Raw genomic sequence first — 24,682 nt, forward strand, 5'->3', positions numbered from 1 at the left:
GCCGCGTCGGCAGTCGAATGTGAAAGCCCGCCGGTGCATGCCGGCGGGTTTTTTCATTGCGCGGCGTTTGTACGAGGTGCCCGGGTGCGCATGTCGATTGCAAGGCCCGCAGCTCAGCCGTGCCCGGATGACGGCGCGGGCCCCGTGCGTCAACCCGCACGTCCTTCGCTCAACGGTGCATCGACCAGCCGCAGCTCCTGCGCCAGGTCGATCAGCGCGCGCAACCGCGCGGGCACGAAGCGATGGCCCGAATAGTAGAGCCGCAGCCCGCCGAACGACGGGCACCACGGCTTCAGCACCGGCACCAGCGCGCCGGTCTTCAGCTCTTCGTCGATGAACCATTCGGAAATGAAGCCGATGCCCAGCCCGAACAGGATCGCCTGCTTGATCGCGGCCAGTTCATTGAGCGCGAACCGCACGGGCAGGTCCATCTGCAGCTTCTGCCCGTTGCGTTCGAGCTCCCAGTGATAGATGCCGCCGTGGGACATGCGCATGCCGATGCTCTGGTGCTCGAGCAGGTCGCGCGGATGGCGCGGCGTGCCGTGGCGCTTCAGGTACTCGGGCGTGGCGACCACCAGCATGCGGATATCGCGCGACAGCGCCACGGCGATCATGTCCTGCGGCACCGATTCGGCCAGACGGATGCCGGCGTCGAACCCTTCGGCGACGATGTCGATCAGGCGCGATTCGCTCACGATGTCGATGCGGACCTCGGGATAACGCTGCGCGTACGGATGGAACAGCGGCCCCAGCAACAGATGCGCGGCTCCCTGCGGCGCGTTGATGCGCAGTGTGCCGCTCGGCGTGCCGGGCCCGGTGGCGGCTTCCTCGCCGGCGCTCGTGATCTCGGCGAGCGCGGGCGCGATGCGCTCCACGTAGCGCTGGCCCGCATCGGTCAGCGACACGCTGCGCGTCGAGCGGTTGAACAGGCGCACCTTCAGGCGCGCTTCCAGCCCGGCCACGGCGCTGCTCACCGCCGTCGTCGACATGCCCAGCTCCAGCGCCGCGCCGCGAAAGCTTGCGCGGCGCGCGACGGCCAGGACCACTTCCAGCTCGGTCATTCCGGTGCGGTGCATCGATTGTCCTGATTTTCGGGATGAGTCATCAGCGATAAGGCAGCTTATCAGAACAGTAATGGTTTCCTAGACTGCGTGTCATGACGGCTTGTCGGACACGCGAACAGGAGTACGCACCATGCAACGCATCGAACAGATCTACATCAACGGCGAATTCGTGACGCCGCACGGCGACGAATGGTTTGACCTGCACGACCCGAGCACCGAGCAGGTGATCGGCCAGGTTCGCCTCGGCGACACGCAGGATGCCGAGCGGGCGATCGCCGCGGCCAAGGCTGCGTTTCCCGGCTGGTCGCGCACCACGCGGGAAGAACGGATCGCCGCGCTCGAGCGCATGCGCGACGCCGTCGTCGCGCGGGAAGACGACCTGATGGAGGCGGTCGTGACCGAATACGGCGCGCCGGTCGAGCGCGGCCGCTGGATGGCGACCTATCCGGCCGACACCATCCGGCAGGCCATCGCCGCGCTGGAGACGTTCAAGTTCGAGGAGCAGGCCGGCTCGGCCCGCGTGATCATGACGCCCGTCGGCGTGGCCGGCCTGATCACGCCTTGGAACAGCGATGCGGGGTTCATCTGCAACAAGCTGGCCACCGCGCTGGCGGCAGGCTGCACCGCGGTCATCAAGCCCAGCGAGATGAGTGCGATGCAGACGCAGGTCATCACCGAGGCGCTGCATGCGGCGGGCTTGCCCAAGGGGGTGTTCAACATCGTCAACGGGCGCGGCGACGTGGTTGGCGACGCGATTTCGCGCAGCCCCGATGTCGCGAAGATTTCGTTCACCGGCTCGTCGGCGGTGGGCCAGCATCTGGTGAGCGCCGGCGCGGCCACGATGAAGCGCGTGACGCTGGAGCTCGGCGGCAAGTCGCCGACGGTGGTGCTCGACGATGCGGATTTCGCAGCCGTCGTCCCGCTCGTGCTGCAGGCGGGATTCATGAACAGCGGCCAGGCATGCATCGCGGGTACGCGGGTGCTGGTGCCGCGCCATCGGCTCGCGGAATTCGAAGCGGTGATCACGCAGGCGGTGGCGCACGTGCGCTCCGGCGATCCGCGCGATGCCGGCACCGACATCGGGCCGATGGTCAGCGCGAAGCAATGGGAGCGGGTGCAGCACTACATCCGTATCGGGCAGGAAGAAGGCGCAGTGCTGCTGGCGGGCGGTGAGGGGCGGCCGGAAGGTCTGCACGCCGGGTGGTTCGTGAAACCCACGGTCTTTTCCCGGGCGAACAACCGGATGCGGATCGCGCAGGAAGAAATCTTCGGCCCGGTGCTGACCATCATCCCTTACGAGGACGATGCCGATGCAATCTCCATTGCCAACGATACTCGCTACGGCCTGAGCGCGGTGGTGCTGGGCAAGGACCCAGAACGTTGTGAGCGCGTGGCGCTGCAGATCGATTCCGGCCGGGTGCTCGTCAATACGCTGGCCCATGAGCCGCTTGCACCGTTCGGCGGCTTCAAGCATTCGGGGCTGGGGCGGGAAATGGGCCGGTGGGGCATCAGCGCTTATCTGGAGCCCAAGACCCTGATCGGGAGCGCAAGCCGCGGTGCGTGAGCAGGCACTCGCATTAGATGCCCCTGTACGTCGTGCAGGGGCGTTTTCGTCTCTCATGCTGCTGCATCACACATGTATCGCAGGAGATCGGGAGCGCAAGCCGGGGCGTGTGAGCAGGCACTCGCATTCGATGCCCCTGTACGTTGTGCAGGGGCGTTTGCGTCTCTCATGCTGCTGCATCACACATGTATCGCCGGTGATCGGGAGCCCAAGCCTCGGTGCTTTAGCAGGCGTTCGCATTCGACGCCCCTGTACGTCGCGCAGGGGCGTTTGCGTCTCTCATGCTGCTGCATCACACATGTATCGCCGGTGATCGGGAGCCCAAGCAGAGGTGCGTTAGCCGGCACTCGCATTCGACGCCCCTATACGTTGCGCAGTGGCGGTTGCGCATCTCATGCGGCTGCATCACACACGTGTCGCAGGTGAAAAGGCGCTGCCGGTGATGGCAAGCCTCGGAGGCGGAACAGACGCATGTGGCGCGTCCAGACGATGCACGGCCACTGGCAAATGTTGCTGCGTTGCGCGCCTACAAGCCCAGTGCGTGTGCGGCGAGTTGCGCGACCGCCAGCGACGTATCGGGCGGCAGGTCGTCCTCCCTCAGCCACACGGCCGACAGGCCCGCCCACGCCAGAATCCATTGCAGCAGCCGGCGGCGATCGAGTTGTGCGGCTTCGGCCACACACACGACGCGTTGCGCGAAGCGCACCGGATCGACCGCGATGTCGTGCGCGGGATTGCAGAACAGGTTCGCGTAGTCGAACGCGCGATCGCCGCGCAGCGCTTTCGGGTCGATCGCAAGCCAGCCGCGATCGCCGAAATGAAGAATGTTGCCGTGATGGATGTCGCCGTGCAGGACGACTTCGTCGACGCCAGGCCCGGCCAGCAGCTCACGCGCGATCGCCGCCGAGCGGCGCAGCACGTCGTTGTCGGTGTCGTCCGACAGCAGCGAACGGAACCAGTCGTCGAGCGGCACGACCGAAACCGGCCCCGGCGCGTGATGCGCATGCAGCCGCGCGACGACGCTGCATGCGATGCGCATCGTGTCGTCGTCGTGGCCCGATGCCGACAAGGCGGCCAGCGTCGGTGCCGGTTGCGCGCGTTCGAGCAGGACTGCGTCGCCGTCGTGCCGCCACACGTGCGCGGCGCCATGCCCGTTCCACCAGTTCATCAGCGCGTTGCCGCGACGCTCTTCGTCGCAGGTGGCGACCTTCAGCATCGCGGGCCGTGCTTGCCAGACGACAGGCAGCAGACCGCCGCTCGCGGTCAGGATTGGGCCGCCGTCGGGTACGAGGCCCCACAGGCCGAGGTATCGATCGAACATCACACGATGCTACAGGCGAACCGGATCGCGTGCAGCGCGGTTCGTCCGACGGTGCGTCACGCGGTCGCAGGTGTGGCGTGACCGGCCGCGGCACGCTTTCCTAAATAAAATTTAGCCAGCCAAACTTTGGCTAAAGAATGTTCCGGTTTCGCGCGATCCCTTCGACAATGCGCGCCTTTCGTGACCGGTCGGCACCTATTGCGTGCCGGCCGTCGCAGCATCGAAGAAGGAGCCCGTATGACCGACCACACCGCATCCCCTCCGCCGCCGCCGCGCCGCCGCCGCGTATGGCGCACGCTCGCGGGCGTGCTGCTCGGCCTGACGTTCGCGTGCGCGGGCATCGGCGCATGGACGATCCAGCGCATCTGGACGCAACTGCCGTCCGTCGAGCACCTCGCCGTCTATCGTCCCGCGCTGCCGCTGCGGATTTTTTCACGCGACGGCGATCTGCTCGCCGAATACGGCGTCGAGCGGCGCGAGTTCGTGCCGCTCGAACGCATCCCGCCGCTGATGCGGCAGGCGCTGCTCGCGGCCGAGGACGCGAAGTTCTACCAGCATGGCGCGGTGGATGTCGGTGGCCTCGCGCGCGCGACGTTCGCGAACGTCGTAACGGGGCAGCCGGGGCAGGGCGGCAGCACGATCACGATGCAGGTCGCACGCAACTTCTACCTGACGCGCGACAAGGTGCTGAGCCGCAAGCTCGCCGAGATCCTGATGGCGACCAAGCTCGAACGCGAATACAGCAAGGACAAGCTGCTCGAGCTGTACATGAACGAGATCTATCTGGGCGAGCGCGCGTACGGTTTTGCAGCGGCCGCGAACGTGTATTTCGGCAAGCCGCTCGACGCGCTGAACGCGGGCGAGGCGGCCGTGCTCGCGGGGCTGCCGAAGGCGCCGTCCGCGTTCAACCCGGTCGTCAATCCGGCGCGCGCGACCGCGCGGCGCAACTACGTGCTCGGGCGGATGCATGCGCTCGGCCAGCTCGACGACGCGACGTACCGCGCGGCCGTCGACGCGCCGATCGCGCTCGCGACCACGCCGCCGCCGGGGATCGTCGCCGCGCCGTACGTCGCCGAACGTGCGCGCCGCATGATGGTCGAGCGCTTTCACGACGACGCCTATACGCTCGGCCTTGACGTGACGACGACGATCTCGATGCGCGACCAGCGCGCGGCCGAAGCCGCGCTCCAGCGCACGCTAAGCCGGCAGCCGGCCGCGAAGCGCGACGCGCGCAACGGGCTCGAAGGCGCGCTCGTATCGCTCGACGCGGCCACCGGCGACATGCTCGCGCTCGTCGGCGGCGCGGATTTCAACCGCAACGTGTTCGACCATGCGCTGCAGGCGTATCGCCAGCCGGGTTCGAGTTTCAAGCCGTTCGTCTATTCGGCCGCGCTGGAGAAGGGCTACTTCCCGGGCGTGCTCGTCGACGATACGCAGCGCACGCTCACCCATGAGGAAACCGGCGCGCGGCCGTGGCGTCCGCGCAATTTCGCCAACAACTACGAGGGCTTCATCCCGGTGCGGCGCGGGCTCGTGCGCTCGAAGAACCTGGTCGCGGTCAGCCTGATGCAGGCCACCGACGCGCGCTACGTGCAGCAGCACGCGGTGCATTTCGGCTTCGACGCGCAGCGCAATCCGGCGTCGCTGCCGCTCGCGCTCGGCGCGGGCGCGGTGACGCCGCTCGAACTCGCGAGCGCGTACAGCGTGTTCGCGAACGGCGGGACGCGGATGGAGCCGCGCCTGATCCTGTCGGTGAAGCAGCGTCACGGCGGCGCGATGTACGAGGCGACGATGCCTGAAGGCGCGCGCGTCGTGTCGGCGCGCAACGCATTCATGATGGACAGCATGCTGCGCGACGTCGTGAAGGCCGGCACCGCGCGCGGTGCGCTCGCACTGCGCCGCGACGACGCGGCCGGCAAGACGGGCACGTCGAACGGCTCGAAGGATGTGTGGTTCGCCGGCTACTCGTCGGGCATCGTCGCGGTCGCGTGGCTCGGCTACGACACGCCGCGTCCGATGGGGCGTGCGACCGGCGCGACGCTGGCGCTGCCGGTCTGGCTCGACTACATGAAGACGGCCGTCGACGGACGTACACCGGTGGACGCGACGCCGCCACAGGACGTCGCGCTCGTCGACGGCGATTTCGTCTACGCCGAATACACGCGCGGCACGTGCACGGCCGACGTGCCGTCGTACATTCGCAGCCGGTTCGCGTGCGGCGGTGTGGCGACGGCGGATGCCCCCGATGCACCGGCCGGCAGCGGCAAATCCGACGAGCCGATGCCCGCGGCCGTCGACGCGACCGAGCGCGAACGCGTGCTCGACCTGTTTCGTACCGACGACTGACGCGCACCATGCATACGCTTTATCTGATTGCGATCGTCGCGGAAGCGATGTCGGGGGCGCTGATGGGCATGCGGCGCGGGATGGACCGCTTCGGGCTCGCGCTCGTCGGCGCGGTGACGGCGCTCGGCGGCGGCACCGTGCGCGACGTGCTGCTCGGCCACTATCCGCTCGGCTGGATCGCGCATCCCGAATATCTGGTGATCACGCTCGTCGCGGCAACCGTCGCATCCTGGGTCGCCCGGCATGTCGCGCGAATGAAGACGCTGTTCGTCACCGTCGATGCGATCGGCCTCGCCGCCTTCACGATCATCGGCTGCGACATCGGTGCATCGACGGGCACCGCGCCCATCATCGTCGTGCTGGCCGGTGCGATTACGGGTGTCTGCGGCGGGATGCTGCGCGATCTGCTGTGCAACGAGATGCCGCTGATCCTGCGCGAGGAACTCTATGCGAGCGTCGCGTTCGTCACGGGCGCGCTGTATGTCGGGATGCAGCACCTCGGTATCGATGCGGGCATCGCGACGGTTGTCGCACTGGCGGCAGGGTTCTCGATGCGGATGCTCGCCGTGCGGCTCGGCTGGAAGATGCGGACGTACGGCGCGGCGGACCTCGAGCATTGAGAAGGGGGCTCGCCACCCGCGCGGCGGGTGACGGCGCGAGCGGCGCCGGCCCGGGCGTTCGGGTGAGCGCCCGGGCCGGCCGGAACGTCAGTCGGCCTGCATCACCTGGAAGACGTTGCCTTCCGGATCGATGCCGTCGTACAGCGTGTACGCGAACCCGTCATAGCGCTTGAGATCGCGCACCGTCACGCCGTCGCCGGCCAGCCGGTTGCGATGCACGCCGATGTCCTGGCCGATCGAGAACACGAACTTCACGTGACTGGTTTCCGCGTGCGCTTTCGCATCGGCAGGGACTGCGTGGCGGAACGCCGGGCCGGCGAGATGAAGCGCGAGCTCGATGGTGCCTGCGCCGAGCACGACCCACTCGTTTTCGATTTCCTCGATGACGGGCAGATCGAAATACCGTTGGTAGAACGTCTTGAGCAACGCGACGTCCTGGACGTACAGGATGATGCGGGTCATCGGAAGCGGCACGTGGGTCTCCTTGACGGGATGCGCGAAGCGCGAATGATGCGTTGTAAAAATCGTTGCTGTCGATCATGCATGACGTCGCGCGACGCCATGCCCATGCGGCACGCGCCCGCGCTACGCGGGCACCATCACCGGCGGCGCACCGTCGCCGGTTTCCACCATCTTCACCGAAAACCCATAGCACTGCGCGATATGCGCGGGTGTCATCACGTCGCGCGGCGTGCCGTGCGCGACGATCGTGCCGTCGGCGAGCATCGCGATCGTATCCGCGTGGCGCGCGGCGAGGTTCGGATCGTGGACGATCGCGAGCACGCCGAGCCGCCATTCGCGCGCGACCGAGCGCACGGTATCGAGCAAGCGGTGCTGGTGCGCGAGATCGAGCGCGGCGGTCGGCTCGTCGAGCAGCAGGTAGCGCGGGCCGCTTTCCGTGGCGTCGTCGTCGGGCCATAGCTGCGCGAGTACGCGCGCGAACTGCACGCGCGCAAGTTCGCCGCCCGACAGCGTCGTGACGTCACGGCCGACGAGTGCATCGGCGCCCGCGCGTTCGAGTGCGCGCCACGCGATGTCGCGATCGCGGTGCGACGTCGCACCGCTGCGCCGCGCATGCGGATAGCGGCCGAGCAGCACGATTTCGTCGACGCTGAACGGAAAGGCCGGCTGCGCAGCCTGCGGCAGCACCGCGCGCAGGCACGCAAGGCGCGGCGCGTCGATGCGCGCGAGCGGCTCGCCGTTCAGCGTGATGTCGCCGGTCACGCGCACGCCGGTCGGCGCGACGCTGCCGGTCAGCTCGCCCGCGAAGGTCTTCAGCAGCGTGCTCTTGCCCGCGCCATTGCGGCCGAGCAGCGCGGTCACGCGGCCGGGTTCGATCGACAGCGACAGGTCGCGGAGGATGGCGTTGTGTCGGCGCGCGACGTCGAGGTGATGAGCGGTCAGCATGGTCGTCGTGAAGAAAGGGTTACCCGCCGAGCGCGCCGCGGCTTTTCCACAGCAGCGCGAGAAAGAACGGCGCGCCGAGCAGCGCGGTCAGCACGCCGAGCGGAATTTCGGCCGGTGCCGCGACCGTGCGCGCGGCGAGATCGGCGGCGAGCGTCAGCAACGCGCCGAGCAACGCGGCGCCGGGCAGCACGACGCGCTGGTCGGGGCCGCACGCGAGGCGCACGCAATGCGGCGCGACGAGCCCGATGAAGCCGATGATGCCGGCGCACGACACGAGCGCGCCGACCGCGAGCGCGACCGCGACGAGCACGCGCCGCTTCAGCCGCTGCACCGGCACGCCGAGGTGCAGCGCTTCGGTTTCGCCGAGCTGCAGCGCATTCAGCGCGTCGCGTTCGCGTGCGAGCAGCACGCAGCCGATCGCGACGCATGGCGCGACGGCCGCCAGCGCGGACCATTGCGCGCCGCCGAGGCTGCCGAGGCTCCAGAAGGTCAGCGAGCGCAGTTGCGCATCGTCGGCGACGAACGTGAGCAGCCCGATCGCCGCGCCGACCAGCGCGTTGATCGCGATGCCGGCGAGCAGCAGCAGCGGCAGCGCCAGCCGGCCGCGCGACGCGGCGAGCCGGTAGACGAGCGCCGCGACCGCGAGCGCGCCTGCGAAGGCGGCGACGGGCAGTGCGGCTGCGCTCACGTGCGAAGCAAAGAGGGCGGGGCCGAGCACGATCATCGTCGTCGCGCCGAGTGCTGCGCCGCTCGATACGCCGACGAGCCCCGGATCGGCGAGCGGATTGCGGAACAGCGCCTGCATCGCGGCACCGGTCGCACCGAAGCCGCCACCGACCAGCAACGCGAGCGCGACGCGCGGCGCGCGGATGTCGAACAGCACCGCGCGCGCCTGCTGCGCGGCCGCATCGCCGGTCAGCGCGGCCCAGGCTTCCGCGAGCGGAATGCGATACGCGCCGACGCACAGCGCGGCGACGGACATCGCGCATACGAGGCCGGCGAGTGCGGCCAGCGCGAACGGCGCAAAGCGGCGTGACGTGCCGATGCGCGCCGCGCCTGCGCGCGATGCGTGCGACGACGCGGGAAAAGGCGAAGCATGAGCGCGCATCGGGTCGATCCGGAATCAGGCGAGCGCATCCGACAGCCGTCGGTGCAGGGTCGTGACGGCGAGCGGCAGGCGCGGGCCGAAGCCGAGCAGGAACAGCGCATCGAGCGACACGACGCGCTGCGCGCGTCCGGCCGGCGTCGCGCCGAAGCCGGGCGTGGCGAGCAGCGCCGCGCGTCCGCCGACGGCCGCGAGCCCTTCGTCGGAGATCAGCACGACATCGGGCGCGGCGGCGGCGAGCGCCTCGGTCGTCAGCGGCTTGTAGTGATCGAAGCCCTGCATTGCGTTGCGCGCGCCCGCGTAGCGGATCATCGCGTCGGCGGCCGTGCGCTGGCCTGCGACGAGCGCCTGGTTGCCGGTATGGTTCAGCACGAACAGCACGCGCGGCGGTTGTGCGCCGCCGGGCGAGCGGGTAGCGACCACGTCGCGCGCGGCCTGCCAGTCACGGTCGAAGCGTTGCAGTAGCGCGGCGCCCGCGTCGCGCACGTCGAGCGCCTGCGCGACGCCGGTGATCTTCGCGCGCACCGATTCGACGTCGTGGCGTTCGTCGAACGTCGTCACCGCGACGCCGGCGCTTTTCACCTGCGCGATCGCCGTGGGCGGGCCGGCTTCCGCCGAGGCGAGCACGAGATCGGGCCGCAGCGACAGCAGCCCCTCGGCCGACAGTGCGCGCTGGTAGCCGACTTTCGGCAAACGCTTCGCGGCATCGGGATACGTGCAGGTCGTGTCGGCGCCGACCAGCCGGTAGCTGCGCGTCTCGGCGCCGCCGAGCGCGAACGCGGTTTCCGCGAGTGCGCCGCCGATCACGACCACGCGTTTCGGCGCGGCCGGTGCAACCTGGGCGAGCACGCTGCCGGGCAGCGCGCCGGCGAGCGCGCCGGCCGCCGCGCTCGCCAGCACGGCGCGGCGGCGCGGATCGAACGATCGCGCGCTCACCGTGCGTCTCCACGTGCCGCAGGCGGCAGCGTCGCGACGAGCGCGCGCCAGTCGTCGCGTTCGACCTTGCCGGGCTTGCGCTCGCCGAACAGCAGCGCGACATGGTCGCCCTGCCGGTCGAACAGCTCGAGCGACGTGACGATGCCGTCGCTCGTCGGCTTCTTCACGACCCACGCGGCGGCGATCAGATCGTCGCGCACGTGCAGGTTGAAACCCGGGTCGAGCACGTTGATCCATGCGCCGACCTCGCGCACGTTCGCGACGGGGCCCGTATGAATCTGGATCATCCCCGCATTGCCGACGAACACCATGATCGGCTGGCCGCTTTGCGCGGCCCGTTCGAGCACGTGGCGCAGCGCATGCGCGGTTTCGACCGGGTACGCGTATTGCGGATCGGCGAGTCGCAGCGCCTGCATGCGGCTCACGCCGAAACGCTGCGTGATGCCGAAGAACTGGTGCGTGTCGGTCATCGCGTCCCACGCGGCGCGGAAGCCCGCGACGTCGATCTCGGTGTCGGCACGCTCGGGCGTTTTCGGCGCGGCGGGCGCGACCGCGAGGCCCGCCTCCTGCGACGGCGCGCGCCAGCGCTCGACGAACGCGTCGTACGCGGCGTGGTCGCTGTGCGCGCGCAGGTAGACCTTGTGGATCGCATGGCCTTGCGCATCGAAGAACTGCAGGCTCTTCAGCGGGCCGTGCGCGGTCTCGTCGCGCACCGCGAACGCCGACACCCAGTGACGATAGAAGATGCGCAGGTCGATGTCGCCGAGCGCGAGGCCGACGGGGCCGTCATGACTCATCTGCGCATATTCGCCGTCCTTTTCGTGGACGGCCGTGTCGTTGCGCGTGAGCGCCATCACGCGGCCGAGACGCGGCATTTCCTCGAACATCGCCGGAAAGCGTGCGTCGAGCCGCACGACGTGCTCGCCGACGAACGCGGCGAGCGCCTCGCCTTCGCTGACGCCGAGCGCCTGTGCGACGTCGCGGTTGCGCAGCTGGCGCTCGGTCTTGAGCTTGATGAACGCGTCGCGCAGCGCGGCGGCCGCGCGGGCCGGCGTGGCCGGTTGACCGGGAAGGGCGGATTGCATCATGTCGGACTCCTTCAAGTAACGGTTGGGGTGGCAGCGCGCGCGGCGCGCATCAGAAATCCACTTTCATGCTGACGGCGACCGTGCGTCCGGACGACGTATAGGCATCGAGCACCTGCGAATCGGCCGCGATGCCGCGCACGTCCGACCAGTTCCAGTACTTGCGGTCGAACAGGTTGCGGATGCCGATCGTCGCGCTCACGTGCTTGTTGAAGCGGTAGCCGCCGCGCAGGTCGACGACGAACGACGACGGCGGCGAGAAGCACGCCTTGTTCGAACAGTCGGACTTGTCGATGTCCTTGTCGCGTTTCGCGGCCTGGAACAGCAGGTCGGTCTGCACGAACCAGCGGTCGGTCGGCTCGTAGCGCACGCCGAACACGGCGGAGAACGGGTTGACGGTGTTGAGCGGCTGGCTGGCCGCGCCGTCGTTCTGCGTCGAGCCCTTCGTGAACGCCATCGCCGTCTTCAGCGTGATGCCGTTCGGCATCACCCATTCGGCGCGGCCTTCGAGGCCGTGAATGCGCGCGTCGGCGAAGTTCACGTACTGGAACACGAACGGGTCGGCCGGCCGGCCGCTGCCGGCGATCGTCGTGCGCGAGATGAAGTTGCGGTAGCGGCCCGTGAACGCGGCCGCGCTGTAGCGCACGACGCCGTAGCCGGTGCCGGCCTTGCCGCGCAGGCCGGCTTCGAACGTGTCGCTCGTCTCGGGCTTCAGGTTCGGGTTGCCGATCGACGTGTAGCCATACACCGGGTTCGAGAAGCTGCTGTTTACCTGGTCGGGCGTCGGTGCGCGGAAGCCGTGCGCGTACTGCACGTACGGAATCACCGCGGGCGTGATCTCGTAGAGCACGGCGACGCGCGGCGACAGTTCGTTCGCGCTCGTCGACACGGCCTTGCCGGTGAACAGCGGATCGTTTTCGGTCGGGCTCAGCCGGTACGTGTCGAAGCGCAGGCCCGGCGTGACGAGCAGGCGGCCGTAGCCGATCTGGTCCTGCACGAACGCGCCGAACAGCGTGTAGTCGGTGTCGGGGAACGCCTTGTTCGGGAACGCCTCGCCGACGCCCGGCACCGTGCCGTCGCGCAGGTTCGTCACGCGCGACACGCTGCCGTCGACGCCATACAGCAGCTTGTGCGCGAACGGGCCGGTCGCGAAGCCGCTTTCGGCGAACGCGGAGCCGCCGAACGTGCGTTCCTTGTACTGGTTGTCGCGCGAGCGCGAAGGCTGCTTGCCGCGTGTCTCGAACGCGTACTGGTCCTGCTTCGCGTCCTGGTAGTAGAACTGCACGTGTGCGGTCTGGAACCAGCGGAACGCATCGTCGCGGAAATCGTAGTCGACGCTGAAGCGGTTGCGCTCGAGCCGGTCGTAGGTCGTGAGGCCGAGCGTGGTCGGCGGGCTGATCGCCGACAGCACGTCGGTGCTCACGCGGCGTTGCACCGTTTCGGCGGTGAACTTGATCGTGTCGCGCGTGGTCGGCGTCAGCACGAGCTTGCCGAGCAGCGATTCCGAATAGACGTCCTGCGGGTTCGACGTCGTGCGCAGCGTGCTCGCCGAGTTGTTGCTGCCGCGCGTGTCGACCTCGTGGCCGCGCCGGCCGTCGGCGATGATCATCCCCTGGATGCGATCGTTGCCGCCCGCAGCCGACACGGTCGCGCCGATGCTGCGGTCGGCCGAGTCGTAGCTCGGCCGGAACGAGAAGTAGTAGGGCTTGTTGTAGATCGACAGCAGGTCGCGCGGATCCTTCGTGATGAAGTTCACCGCACCGGTCAGGCCGTCGCTGCCGTAGAGGGCCGAGGCCGGCCCGCGCAGGATCTCGATGCGCTTGAGCGTGTCGAGATCGGCGTAGTCGCCGCGCCCCGCTTCCAGCGGGCCGAATGAAAACGCGTTGGGCAGGCGGATGCCGTCTTCCATCAGCAGCACGCGATTGCCTTCGAGGCCACGGATGTTGATGCTCGAATCGCCGTCGCGGCCGCCGCCGAGGGCGGCGCTGCCGGGCCGGTACGCGGTGCGGCGCACCGTGATGCCCGGCTCGTAGCGCAGCGCGTCCTTGATGTTGGTGGCCTGCTGTTCCTCCAGGTCCTCGTCGGTGATCACCGAGACGGACGCAGCCGTGCGGCTCGCGGCCGTCGCGGTGCGGTTGGCCGTGACGGTAACGGGGTCGAGCAGCGCCGCATCGCCGCGCGTGGACGCGGCGACGAGGAGGGTGGAAGGCAGGGTGGCGCCTTGCGGCGACGAATCGGCGTGAGCCGGGGCGGCGGACAGGCCGAACGCGCCGAACAGCGCGGCACAGATCGGCCGCCGCGCCAGCGTATAGCAATGCACAGGTGGTCTCCCATTGACGAAAACAAGCCCGAAGGCTGGCTGGGTGACGCGTTCACCTGGCTGGCCCGCCCGCGCGCGGAATGCGGCGAGCGGCGAATTGAAAGGCAACTGATAATTTTACCAGTGTAAATGAGAATTATTATCAATACAAGAACGGAAAGCGGCTCGCGTGGGTGAGCGCTCACCTGCGCGGCTCGGGCGAGCCGCGGCGGGAAACAAGGGAGAAACGCGAGCCCTGGCGCATGCCCGTTATTCGCGTGAACAGGCCCTACGCGAGTGCTTCGATACGGATCAGCAGGTTGCGCGCATGCGCGATGAACGCGTCGTGCGTCGCGCGATCGCCGTGGCCTTCGAGGCCGGCCTGTTCGGCGAACGCGATCTGTTCGGTGTAGAGATCGACGAGCGCTCGGCGTGCATCAGGGGGAAGCGCGCGGATCATCGAAACGATCAGCAGTTCCTGCGCGCGAAGCGTGCCGGACAGCGTCTGGACGTTCATGCTGGCCTCCTCGGACGATGCGGCGGCGAGCCGCTCTTTCCATACTAGGCGGTCGGCGTACGCAGCGCAGGCGAGGTGGTGGTGGAACGTGATTCGACGGCGCAATCGAGGGCGCCGTTGCGCGACGCGAAACGCGCCATGCGCGGCCGGGCACCGCGCATGGAAGCGTGCAGGGATGCGAACGGAATCAGCCGGCCGTCGTTGCGGCCTGTGCATCGCGCACGACCTGCGCGACGCGTTCGACGAATTCGACGTCGACGCTCGACAGCGCTTCGCGCTTGCCGTCGGGCATCTCGACCATCAGGCGATACGTGATGTCCTGCGTGGCCCACGCGAGATAGCCGACGACGGCGAGCATCACGCCGACGACGAGCGCGGCGCTCGATGCGCCGATGCCGCCTGCGACGGCGATGGCCGCGCCGATCAGCGAGATCAGCGACGGTACGAGGCGGTTCTTCGGAATCTTGACGACATCGACCTGGCGGATGTCACGCAGCGCGAATACCTGACCGGCGGCCGACAGGCCATTGCGCGTGATCATCACGCCGCGTTCGTTGAATGCGTTTTCCATCGTGTGTTGCGTGGACGAAAACGCGCAGCGTAGCAGGTTTCGGTGCTGCATCAAACGAGACCGACTGCCGCACGATGCGTGCGGCGCGGCCGAAAGACGGGCAGCGGGTGGAACAGGAAGGCGTTCAGAACTGCAGCCGGCCGTCGCCGTAAAGCCGGCCCGGCACGTGCGAGGCGACGACCTCGGCGATCTCTTCGTCGGTCGATTCAGCCGGCACGATCTGGCGCCGCGCGGGCGCGTCGAGATGCATCGTCCATTCGACGAGCCGGTACGGGCGGCCCCACGGGCGCTGCATTTCGACCGATACGCGGCAGCTCTGGACCGGCATCGAGTGTTGGCACGTCAGAATCGCGTGCAGATGGCTGAAAACGGTATCTTCGATCATCATGGCCTCCGATCCTGTCTTGTGGGCAATCGATGGCGGCGCCGTCGGCATGTAAAAAAAAAGCCGCCGATGCTCAGGCGGCCAACAGGGGGGGTGAGAGCATCCTCTCAGCCCAGAATTAAGCGAAACTTAAAAGCACATAAAAAAGCGCCCCGCGTGGAGCGGGGCGCTTCTTGCCGTCGTGATCCGCGAGTTAAGCGGATGCTTTAGAACTTGTGACGGATACCGATACGTGCGGCGATCTGGTTCTTCGAACCCGTGCCCGACGTGTTGAAGTAGCTCGTGCTCGAGCCGATCTGCGCTTGCACGCCCTTGCCCGATGCCTGCTGGTACACGACCAGGCCGTACACGTCCGTACGCTTGCTGAGTGCGTAGTCGGCGATACCGTTGACCTGGTTCCAGTGCCACGAATTGCCGCTCTGCGTCGCGTTCGTGTACGTGTAGCCGAGGCCACCCGACAGAGCCGGCGTGAACGCGTACTTCGCGCCTGCTTCATACGCGTTGTAGAACGTGCCGCCCGCGCCCGACACGGTCGAGAACTGCGTACGCGTCCACAGCAGCCATGCCGTTGCCGGGCCCCAGACGTAGCGGCCGCCCACGCCGTAGGTGCGCAGGTCGCGGACGTTGCCCGTGCTCAGGTTCGCGATCGACGTCGAGAATGCCGGCGTCGACTGGCTCGGGAAGCGGATGTCCGTGTAGGCTGCGCCGACCGACAGCGGGCCGTTCGCGTAGTTCAGGCCGAAGCTGTATGCGCGCGACGAGCCTGCCGTCGTCGTCGTGCCCGACGTCGTCGCGGCTGCGCCGGCGAAGTCCGTCGAGTTCGAGAAGCCGTACAACGCGCCGAACGTGAAGCCCGAGTAGTTCGCGCTCTGGAACTTCACGGCGTTGTTGATGCGGCTCGACGTGAGCTGGTCGATGTCGTTCACGTGGTAAGCGTAGTTACCCGCGACCGTGTTGCCACCCGTCGAGTAGTTCGAGCCGAGGATGTCGGTCGAGAACGAGTATTGGCGGCCGAACGTGACCGTGCCGTATTGCGACTGGCTCAGGCCGACGTAAGCCTGGCGACCGAAGATTGCGCCGCCCTGGCCGATCGTGCCGTTACCGCTGTTGAAGCCGTTTTCGAGCACGAAGATCGCCTTCAGGCCGCCACCGAGGTCTTCGGTGCCGCGCAGGCCCCAACGGCTGCCCTGGGCAACGCCGTCGTCATACTTGAACAGCTTGCCCGTGCCGCCGTTGGCGGTCTTGCTGTGGTTCACGTAGCTGATACCGGCATCGATGATGCCGTACAGGGTCACGCTGCTTTGTGCGTGCGCCGTGCCGGCCGTTGCTGCCAGGACGGCGATGGTCAACAGTTTCTTGTTCAAAGGATTCTCCGAGCGAAATAAATGGCGTGTCCAGTTGCGGTTTCGGCGCTCTCTGTGGGCGCTTTCACGTACCGGCGGCAACTTTATCGAGGGGCCACGTAATGAATATGACAGCGACTGTCATATGAAGAATGTGTGGCGCCGATGCGACACTGAATTCTGCCCGGTTGCGCTATCCGGGGTTATACCGAATTCGGCTGAGAATCGATCCGGATCAGGAATATGCACATGAAATAAGCTTGGTTGGTGGCGTTCCGGCCCCATGCCACGATCCGTGCTCCAACAAACGACACGGGACAAGAGGACACCATGCGACGTTCATTCCTGACCGGCCTCGGCGCGCTCGCAGCCGCACTGGCATTCGCGGCGCCCGGCGCGCACGCCGACCCGCAAACGCTGAAGATCGGCACGATGAGCGGCCCCGACGCGCAGATCTGGACCGAGGTGACGAAGGTCGCCGCGCGCGAAGGCCTCGCGATCAAGGTCATCGAGTTCAACGACTACGTGCAGCCGAACGCGGCGCTCGATTCAGGCGACCTGGACGCGAACGGCTTCCAGCACCAGCCGTTCCTCGACAGCCAGATCAAGCAGCGCGGCTACAAGATCGTCAACGTCGGGCTCACGTACACGTCGCCGATGGGCTTTTATTCGAAGAAGCTCAAGTCGCTGAAGGATTTGCCGGTGGGCGCGAAGGTCGGGATCCAGAACGATCCGTCGAACGGCAACCGCGCGCTGTTGCTGCTGCAGAAATACGGCGTGATCAAGCTGAAGGCGGGCGTCGGCACCAACGGCGTGAACGCGACGCCGCTCGACGTCGCCGAGAACCCGAAGAAGATCAAGATCGTCGAACTCGACGCCGCGCAACTGCCGCGCGCGCTGCCCGATGTCGATGCCGCGTCGATCAACACCGACTACGCGGTGAAGGCCGGGCTCACGCCGGTGAAGGATGCGATCGCGATCGAGGACCTGCGCGGGCCGTACGCGAACCTGATCGCCGTGCGCGCGCAGGACAAGGACAAGCCGTGGGTGAAGAAGCTCGTCGCGGCCTATGAATCGGACGACGTGCGCAAGTTCATCGACCAGAAGTTCGGTGGCGCGATCGTGCCGGCGTTCTGAACGCCCGCGTGTGCCGCCGCCCGGCCGGTGGGATCGCCGGGCGTTCCGGAAAGCAAATCGCCCGCGCAAGCGGGCGATTTCGTTGGTGAGCGCGGGGTGAGCGCAGGGTGTGCACACTACGCGCCGTGACCCGGCGCGCGCGGGCCGGCCGCTCAGGCCGACAGCAGCGAACCCGTGCGGATCGCGGTCGCGCCTGCGATGCGCGCGACTTCCATGCCGGCCGTCGCGAAGCGCACGATCTGGCGCGCGTACAGCACGCCCGACACACTGCTCTTCAGCGTGACGACGCGATCGGTCAGCGGATCGACGATGTCGGCCACGGCCTGGCCGGCCTCGATCATCGCGCCGACCGGCGTGCGGAACACGATCACGCCCGACACGGGCGCGACGAGCGGATCGGTGCCCGCGAGCGGCGTGGCCGGATGCGCGAGCGGCGGCAGCGGCGCCGGCGTGCCTTCGACGACACCGCGCTCGGTCAGGTATTCGACGATCGCCTGCGCGTCCTTTTCGGCGAGCTCGTACGACACGTCGCGCTCGCTGCGCAGTTCGACCGTGACGGAAATCGCGCCGTTCGGGATCGGGAAGCGGTCGCCGAAACGGTTGCGCAGGTCCGACCAGCAGAAGCTGTGGATCTCGTCGAACGGGTTGCCGACCGAATTCAGCGCGAGCAGCGACGCCTGCGCGTCGAGATAGCGCGACAGCGGCTCGACGTCGGGCCACAGATCGGGATTCGTATAGAGGTGCATCACCGCATCGCTGTCGCAGTGCAGGTCGAGCACGATATCGGCGTCGAACGACAGCTTCTGCAGCGCGAGGCGCTGCGAGTCGAGCTCGGTGCGCGGCTTCTGCTCGTCGAGCGCTTCGCGCATCGCGGCGCGCACCGCGACGAGGTTGTGCTGCGCGTCGTGCGTGAGGCGGTGTTCGACACGCGGCAGCACGAGCGCCGCGAGATCGTAGAAATTGCGGTTGAAATTCTGCATCGAGCCGAGCTCGAAGCGGCCGAGGTGATCGCCGAACACGTGCTGCGACAGGCCGATCGGGTTCGGTACGGGCACGATGACGACTTCGCCGCGCAGCTTGCCGGCCGTTTCGAGCGCGGCAATCTTGCGGCGCAGCAGCGTGGCGACCAGCATGCCGGGCAGTTCGTCCGCGTGCAGCGACGACTGGATGTAGACCTTCTTGCCGCCGCGCGGGCCGTAGTGAAAGCTCGTGATCTGGCGTTCGGTACCGACGGCGGGGGAAATCAGCGGATGGGTCTGCGTTTGCATGATGGGGAGTGCGGCGCAGCCGCGAATGATCCGGTGTGCGTGGAAGATCGATTGTACGTTGCCTTCCTCGCCGCCATCAAACCGGCGCCAGAGCACGGCGATTCTCGTTGAGAATCATCAGCTTGGTGCGGAAAAAATAACGCTGCGGCCGCGGCGCACGAAAAAAAACGGGCTCCTTGCGGAGCCCGTTCGTGCCGAAGCGAAGCGTGCGCTTGCCTGGCGGATTACTTGCCGTAGACGTCGAAATCGAAGTACTTCTTCGCGATCTTCGCGTACGTGCCGTCCTTGCGCATGCCGGCGATCGCGCCGTCGATCTTCGTCTTCAGGTCGGTGTCTTCCTTGCGCAGGCCGATGCCGGCGCCTTCGCCGAGCGTCTTCGGATCGTCGATATCCTTGCCGGCGAAATCGAAGCTTGCGCCGCGCGGGGTCTTCAGGAAGCCGATTTCAGCTTGCACCGCGTCCTGCAGCGCGCCGTCCAGACGGCCGGAGATCAGGTCGGCGTAGACCTGGTCCTGGTTCTGGTAAGGCACGACGTTCACGCCCTTCGCGGCCCAGTACGTCTTCGCATAGGTTTCCTGGATCGTGCCCTGCTCGACGCCGACCGACTTGCCCTTCAGCGATTCGGCCGTCGGCATCAGGCCGGCACCCTTCTTCGTGACGAGGCGCGTCGGCGTGTTGAACAGCTTCGCCGAGAAGGCGATCTGTTCCTGACGCGCCGGCGTCATCGACATCGACGACAGCACGCCGTCGAACTTGCGGGCCTTCAGTGCCGGAATCATCCCGTCGAAGTCGTTTTCGATCCACACGCACTTCGCGTTCATGCGGCGGCAGATTTCGTTGCCGAGGTCGACGTCGAACCCGACCACCTTGCCGTCAGCGCCTTTCGATTCGAAAGGCGGGTAGCTTGCGTCGACGCCGAACCGCACGGTCGTCCAGTCCTTCGCATACGCGCTGCCGGCCGATACGGCGAGCAGGGCTACGGTCACAGCCGCAAGAATCTTTTTCACTCGGTGACTCCTCGTTTTGTTCGATGGGTGCGCGGTTGTGCCGCGCCGTAAGCCTTCGGCCCGCCGCGGCTTCGCGTCGGGCTGTCCGTTTCGCCCACCCGATGCGGGCGCGCGACGTGCGCAAGATTATCAAGACAAAATACCGGCAGGGCGCCTAGGACAAGCCCCGATACCGGGCCCGGCGGCGGCGCGCTGCGTGCGCCGCCGTTTCAGACACAGGAACGATTCAGCCGAGCGTTTCGTTGACCGCACGCTGCAGGCACGTGACGAATTGCGAGACAGCGGGCGTGGGCAGCATGTCGCGCCGCGCGATGATCGACAGGTCGAAGCGCGGCATGCTTTCGTCGAGTTCGGCCGTGCGGATGCCGAGCGGCGCGACCATCGCGGCGAGCGGGCGCGTGAAGCAACCGATCACGTCCGAGCGTGCGACGAGCCCGAGCGTCACCGCGAACGACATCGGCGAGCGCAGCAGGCGCTTCGGCAGCGGCAGCCCGCGCGCCTCGAACATCCCGACCATCACGCTGTGCGGAAACTGCTCGGCGCCGACGGTGACGATCCACTCGGCATCGAGCAATTCCTCTAACCGGCGCGCGTGCGCGAGCGGGTGGCCTTCGCGCATCACGACGGTGAATTCGGTCGACAGCAGCGGCGACTGCGTGAAATCGCGATCGAGCGCCGGCACATGGTGCATCGCAGCGATGTCGAGCGTGCCGTTGCGCAACTGCGCGAGTGCGTCGGGCACCGTCACTTCCTCGAGATGCAGGCTCACGTTCGGCATCGACTGGCGGAAGGCCGTGACCGCATGCGGCAGCGCGGTCAGCGCGATCGACGGCATCGTGCCGACCGCGACGCGCCCCGACATCTCGCCCTTCACCTGTTCGACGGCCTCGACCGTGCGGCGGATATCGCCGAGCAGTTGCTCGGCGCGCGGCAGCAGCGCCTGACCGCACGCGGTCAGCTCGACGCCGCGCACGCTGCGCGCGAGCAGCTCCGCGTTGAGCGCCGTTTCGAGCTCGCGGATCGTATGCGTGATCGCGGGCTGCGTGACGCCGAGTTCGCGCGCGGCGGCGCGCAGGCTCTTGTGATGCGCGGCGGAGACGAACGCCTGGAGCTGCGCGATGTTCAGGGGGTTGCGGATGCGGGTCATCGATCGGGTCAGGTTGGCGCGATACTGTGGCAGGCGACGGGGTGCGGCGGCATTCGGTAGCGATCCTGATGGTTGCGTGCGCATGGTTTGCGCCGCCGGGGCGAAGCATCGCGAGCCGAGGCGCGGTGGGTGACGACGCAGCGACATCATGCGCCGGATCACGCGCGAACGCCTGACGATACCGCTGCGGCGAGGTGCCGACGAGGCGCGCGAACCGTTCGCGAAACGCGGTGACCGAACCGAACCCGGCCTCCGCCGCAACATGCTCGATCGACGGCGCCGTGACCTCCAGCGACTGCTGCGCATGGCTGGCGTGTGTGGTCTGCAGCCGTTGCCGCGGCGATGTGCCGTCTGCTCCTGGACGCGCTGCGTCAGGGTACGCACCTTCGTCGCCGCGTGGCGGGCCCTATGCCAGCGCCATCTCGACGGCCGCCAGCGTGCGGCGCCGGATCCAGCCGCTCGCCATCCGGATCGTGAGCCAGTACGGCATGAACAGCAGCCGTGTGCGGGCGGTCGGGCAATGCACGAAGGTTTCGGTGCGCAGCATGTGCGCACCCGACGCGAGCCCGACGACTTCGAAGCGGAGCACCAGTTTCGCGTCGCGCGGGTCGTCGTGCCGCACGAAGGCCGCCGCGTCGGCGATCGTGCGCACGCCGAGGTCCGGGCGCCAGAAGCGGCCGACGAGGCCGAGCGACAGCGATATCTCGTCGCGATGCAGCGGCGTGAACGCATGGAGGCCGAAGCGTTCGCGTTCGCCTCGCGCGGTGCCCGTGCTGCCGGCACGCAGCGAGGCGGCCAGGGCGGCCGGGAATTCGCGGACGTTGAGCAGCGTATCGACGACCGGATCCGTGCGCATGTCGAGCGCGGTGACCGCGTCGATGATGCGTGCCGGAGCGGCGTCGATCGGCTTCGATTCGTGCACTTCGTGGAAGCCGAACGACGGAATGAACGGCGGCTTGCACGCCGAGGTCCGGGTGCTCGATTCGGAGACGATGCCGAGCGCGTTCATGGGGGCTCCTGAAGGCAAAACGCGATCGTAGCACCGGGTGTGGATTCGTGTCGCGTCTCGTGCCTGCTGCACGCCGCGCCGTGGCGCATCGACAAAAAAAGCCTGGAAACTTGCGTTTCCAGGCCTGGAGACCATCAGCGATGATGGTGGAGGAGACGATGTCGTCCCGATGCGCGCCGTCCTTCTGCCGGCGACGTCGCGCATGTGTCGCGGTCAGATCGCCCAGCCGCCGAGATAGAACGTGACGAGCACGGCTGCGATCAGCACGGTGCCGACGTTGAGCTTGCGGAATTCGCCGCTGGCGATGCGGCCGATCACGAGCGTCGAGAAGCCGAGCATGATGCCCGTCACGATGTTCGCGGTCAGCACGATGAACACCGCGCACACGAGGCCCGACATCGCGTCGACCATGTCGTCCATGTGCAGCTTGCTCACGCTGCCGAGCATCAGCAGGCCGACGTACATCAGCGCCGGTGCGGTGGCGTACGACGGCACGAGGCCCGCGAGCGGCGAGAAGAACATCACGACGAGGAACAGCAGGCCGACGACGGCGGCCGCGAGGCCCGTCTTCGCGCCGGCGGCCACGCCGACGCTCGACTCGATGTAGGCCGCCGCCGGCGCGCCGCCGAGGAAACCGGAGAAGATCGAGCTGAGCGAATCGGCGGTCAGTGCGCGGCCGCCGTTGATGATGCGGCCGTTCTCGTCGAGCTGGCCGGCTTGCCCGGCAACCGCGCGGATCGTGCCGGTCGCGTCGAACACGGCGGTCATCACCAGCGCCAGCACGCTCGGCAGCACGGCCATCGACAGGGCGCCCTTGATGTCCATCGCGCCGATCAGCGAGGCGTGACCCGGTGCGCTCAGCGACGGCAGCGCGAAGATGCCGTGGTACTTCACGGCCGGATCGAAGATCAGCCCGAAGATCGAGATCGCGATCACGACGAGCAGGATGCCGCCCGGCACGCGACGCTTCTCGAGGCCGAAGATCGCGGCGAGGCCGACGACCGACATGATGACCGGGAGCGAGGTGATCTGGCCGAGCGAGACCGGCAGGCCGGCGCCCGGGTTCTTGATCACGAGGCCGACGTCGTTCGACGCGATCAGCAGCAGGAACAGGCCGATGCCGATGCCCGTGCCGTGCGCGACGCCCGCGGGCAGGTTGCGCAGGATCCACGAACGCACGCCGGTGACCGAGATGCCCGTGAACACGAGGCCCATCAGGAACACGGCGCCGAGCGCGACCGTCGGATGCAGGCCCTTGCCGAGGACGAGGCCGAACGCGGTGAACGCGGTCAGCGAGATCGCGCAGCCGATCGCGATCGGCAGCTTCGCCCACAGGCCCATCAGCAGCGAGCCGAACGCGGTGGTGAGGCAGACCGCGACGAACACGGCGCTCGTGTCGAAGCCGGCCTTGCCGAACATGCCGGGCACGACGAACACGGAATAGACCATCGCGAGGAAGGTGGTGACACCGGCAACGATCTCGGTGCGTTGCGTGCTGCCGCGCGACGAAATGCCGAAGTACCGGTCGATGACTCCCTTGGTGCCAAAGTCAGTTTCTGCCGAGCCGACGTCGACCGTCGGCTGCACCGGGGTATCACTCATGAGCTTGCTCCTTTATCAGCATGCTGAAACGGCCCGTAGCGAACCGTCGTCAGGGTGTCTCGTATCTAGTTGGGATTTGTCGGCAACGTCGTGGGGACGAATGACGCGTGATTCGTGTCGTTACGTGAGAATCGAAACGATCGCGAGGGTGTCGCGTCGGACGACGCGTGGTGTGGTCGACCCCGTCACGTGTGCTTTGCCGTAGCGAAGGTTAGGCGAGCCGCCCATCACGTCCCATCGGGGGAAGAGCATGCAGCGCATGTCGCAGCGCTTATATCGGCGTGCAACCGGGCTCCGTCGCGGCGACACGCGTGTATACGCCTAGTTCGAATCCGTTAAGGCGACTATTTGAATGCGGGGTCGGCGGGCAGGGCGGGAGCGGGTGAGGCATGGAGTATTACGAATATCTTTCATTGAGGCGATGCACGCGCATGCGGACGACAGCGGCGGCGTGTGACGCGATGCGCGGCCGTGCGCAAGCGGCACCCGGATGATACCGGTGCCGCGCGCCGGCTGCGCTCGCGCACGTTCTGGCCCTCGTCGCGTCGGTCGCGTCAGTCGCGCGCGAGATGCGCGAGGTACGCGCAGATCATGTCGGCCGTCGCGGTCGAATAGGCGTCGATTCCCGCCGGCGTGCGTTCGGTTTCCGAGAACGCGTTGCCGCCCGCCGTGAGCGTCGTCATGACCAGCTCGCAGGCCGGCGCATGCGTGGTGTCGGACACGTCGGGCAGCGCTTCGCGTATGAACGCACTGAAGATCCGGTTGCCCCGGCCTTCACTTCCCGGGCCTCGGGCGCGTCGCGATAGAGGGGCGCGGCGTCGTCGAGTGCGATGCGGATACGCTGAGCAGGCGCAACGAGGGGGGCGACGATTTCACGCTTCCACGCATGACAGATAGGAAGGCTGAATAAATGATGCCTTGGCGAAAGAAACCGGGATGATGCCCGGTG

The 24,682-nt window shown here is 67.5% G+C and carries 21 protein-coding genes and 2 pseudogenes; 4 read left to right on the forward strand and 19 right to left on the reverse strand.

Annotation, left to right across the window (positions count from 1 at the left end):
• Positions 1-149: 149 nt before the first annotated feature.
• On the reverse strand, positions 150-1,076 hold the full coding sequence (locus tag HAV18_RS13335; protein WP_166956289.1) for a LysR family transcriptional regulator: 927 nt from the start codon (positions 1,074-1,076) through the stop codon (positions 150-152).
• A gap of 118 nt (positions 1,077-1,194) precedes the next feature.
• Between HAV18_RS13335 and HAV18_RS13340 the strand changes: the two genes are divergently transcribed.
• Positions 1,195-2,628 (forward strand): aldehyde dehydrogenase family protein, encoded by a 1,434-nt coding sequence (locus HAV18_RS13340; protein ID WP_166956292.1) that lies wholly within the window; start codon positions 1,195-1,197, stop codon positions 2,626-2,628.
• A 526-nt stretch (positions 2,629-3,154) separates the two neighbouring features.
• Here the strand turns inward: HAV18_RS13340 and HAV18_RS13345 are convergent.
• Positions 3,155-3,949, reverse strand: a complete 795-nt coding sequence (locus tag HAV18_RS13345; protein WP_166956295.1) for an aminoglycoside phosphotransferase family protein — start codon at positions 3,947-3,949, stop codon at positions 3,155-3,157.
• A gap of 237 nt (positions 3,950-4,186) precedes the next feature.
• Here HAV18_RS13345 and HAV18_RS13350 point away from each other — a divergent pair, with 237 nt between their 5' ends.
• Together HAV18_RS13350 and HAV18_RS13355 are read left to right on the forward strand one after the other, a co-directional pair.
• Positions 4,187-6,295, forward strand: coding sequence for a penicillin-binding protein 1A (locus tag HAV18_RS13350; protein ID WP_166956298.1), 2,109 nt, complete (start codon positions 4,187-4,189; stop codon positions 6,293-6,295).
• An 8-nt stretch (positions 6,296-6,303) separates the two neighbouring features.
• On the forward strand, positions 6,304-6,915 hold the full coding sequence (locus HAV18_RS13355; protein ID WP_166956301.1) for a trimeric intracellular cation channel family protein: 612 nt from the start codon (positions 6,304-6,306) through the stop codon (positions 6,913-6,915).
• Between the two features lie 87 nt (positions 6,916-7,002).
• Here the strand turns inward: HAV18_RS13355 and HAV18_RS13360 are convergent, their stop codons facing one another.
• The 10 genes from HAV18_RS13360 to HAV18_RS13405 all read right to left on the reverse strand — a co-directional run bounded on the left by HAV18_RS13360 (position 7,003) and on the right by HAV18_RS13405 (position 16,584).
• Positions 7,003-7,389, reverse strand: coding sequence for a VOC family protein (locus HAV18_RS13360; protein ID WP_166956304.1), 387 nt, complete (start codon positions 7,387-7,389; stop codon positions 7,003-7,005).
• A 111-nt stretch (positions 7,390-7,500) separates the two neighbouring features.
• The gene (locus HAV18_RS13365; RefSeq protein WP_166956307.1) at positions 7,501-8,322 is read right to left on the reverse strand and encodes a heme ABC transporter ATP-binding protein; all 822 of its coding nucleotides are present in this window, start codon (positions 8,320-8,322) and stop codon (positions 7,501-7,503) included.
• Positions 8,323-8,341: 19 nt separating this feature from the next.
• Positions 8,342-9,430, reverse strand: coding sequence for an iron ABC transporter permease (locus tag HAV18_RS13370; protein ID WP_166956310.1), 1,089 nt, complete (start codon positions 9,428-9,430; stop codon positions 8,342-8,344).
• A gap of 15 nt (positions 9,431-9,445) precedes the next feature.
• Complete coding sequence (locus tag HAV18_RS13375) at positions 9,446-10,363, reverse strand: helical backbone metal receptor (RefSeq protein ID WP_166956313.1); 918 nt, start codon at positions 10,361-10,363, stop codon at positions 9,446-9,448.
• On the reverse strand, positions 10,360-11,451 hold the full coding sequence (locus HAV18_RS13380; protein ID WP_166956316.1) for a hemin-degrading factor: 1,092 nt from the start codon (positions 11,449-11,451) through the stop codon (positions 10,360-10,362). The genes HAV18_RS13375 and HAV18_RS13380 overlap by 4 nt, the downstream gene beginning before the upstream one ends.
• A gap of 49 nt (positions 11,452-11,500) precedes the next feature.
• Positions 11,501-13,768 carry a TonB-dependent hemoglobin/transferrin/lactoferrin family receptor gene (locus HAV18_RS13385; RefSeq protein ID WP_166956319.1) on the reverse strand — a complete coding sequence of 756 codons (2,268 nt, stop codon included), beginning with the start codon at positions 13,766-13,768 and terminating at the stop codon, positions 11,501-11,503.
• Positions 13,769-14,036: 268 nt separating this feature from the next.
• On the reverse strand, positions 14,037-14,264 hold the full coding sequence (locus tag HAV18_RS13390) for a hypothetical protein (protein ID WP_059523273.1): 228 nt from the start codon (positions 14,262-14,264) through the stop codon (positions 14,037-14,039).
• 187 nt (positions 14,265-14,451) lie between these two features.
• Complete coding sequence (locus HAV18_RS13395) at positions 14,452-14,835, reverse strand: DUF6232 family protein (protein ID WP_166956322.1); 384 nt, start codon at positions 14,833-14,835, stop codon at positions 14,452-14,454.
• A 124-nt stretch (positions 14,836-14,959) separates the two neighbouring features.
• Positions 14,960-15,220 (reverse strand): DUF2866 domain-containing protein, encoded by a 261-nt coding sequence (locus tag HAV18_RS13400; RefSeq protein WP_011353838.1) that lies wholly within the window; start codon positions 15,218-15,220, stop codon positions 14,960-14,962.
• A gap of 206 nt (positions 15,221-15,426) precedes the next feature.
• Positions 15,427-16,584: a porin gene (locus HAV18_RS13405; protein ID WP_166956325.1), complete on the reverse strand. Its 1,158-nt coding sequence runs from the start codon at positions 16,582-16,584 to the stop codon at positions 15,427-15,429.
• A gap of 309 nt (positions 16,585-16,893) precedes the next feature.
• Between HAV18_RS13405 and HAV18_RS13410 the strand changes: the two genes are divergently transcribed.
• Positions 16,894-17,700, forward strand: coding sequence for a MetQ/NlpA family ABC transporter substrate-binding protein (locus HAV18_RS13410; RefSeq protein WP_166956328.1), 807 nt, complete (start codon positions 16,894-16,896; stop codon positions 17,698-17,700).
• Positions 17,701-17,852: 152 nt separating this feature from the next.
• Here HAV18_RS13410 and HAV18_RS13415 read toward each other — a convergent pair whose 3' ends face one another.
• The 7 genes and pseudogenes from HAV18_RS13415 to HAV18_RS13445 form a co-directional block, all read right to left on the reverse strand.
• Positions 17,853-18,968, reverse strand: a complete 1,116-nt coding sequence (locus tag HAV18_RS13415; RefSeq protein ID WP_166956331.1) for a succinylglutamate desuccinylase/aspartoacylase family protein — start codon at positions 18,966-18,968, stop codon at positions 17,853-17,855.
• Between the two features lie 224 nt (positions 18,969-19,192).
• Complete coding sequence (locus HAV18_RS13420; protein WP_166956334.1) at positions 19,193-19,975, reverse strand: ABC transporter substrate-binding protein; 783 nt, start codon at positions 19,973-19,975, stop codon at positions 19,193-19,195.
• A gap of 226 nt (positions 19,976-20,201) precedes the next feature.
• Positions 20,202-21,122: a LysR substrate-binding domain-containing protein gene (locus HAV18_RS13425; protein WP_166956336.1), complete on the reverse strand. Its 921-nt coding sequence runs from the start codon at positions 21,120-21,122 to the stop codon at positions 20,202-20,204.
• Between the two features lie 166 nt (positions 21,123-21,288).
• Positions 21,289-21,527, reverse strand: a pseudogene (locus tag HAV18_RS39645) (helix-turn-helix domain-containing protein); the annotation flags it as partial.
• A 1-nt stretch (position 21,528) separates the two neighbouring features.
• Positions 21,529-22,131, reverse strand: coding sequence for a hypothetical protein (locus tag HAV18_RS13435; protein WP_166956339.1), 603 nt, complete (start codon positions 22,129-22,131; stop codon positions 21,529-21,531).
• Between the two features lie 213 nt (positions 22,132-22,344).
• Positions 22,345-23,733, reverse strand: coding sequence for an NCS2 family permease (locus tag HAV18_RS13440; protein ID WP_166956342.1), 1,389 nt, complete (start codon positions 23,731-23,733; stop codon positions 22,345-22,347).
• Positions 23,734-24,287: 554 nt separating this feature from the next.
• Positions 24,288-24,571, reverse strand: a pseudogene (locus HAV18_RS13445) (TetR/AcrR family transcriptional regulator); the annotation flags it as partial.
• Between the last annotated feature and the right edge of the window lie 111 nt (positions 24,572-24,682).

It is taken from the genome of Burkholderia sp. D-99 (assembly GCF_011605345.1).
Taxonomy (GTDB): domain Bacteria; phylum Pseudomonadota; class Gammaproteobacteria; order Burkholderiales; family Burkholderiaceae; genus Burkholderia.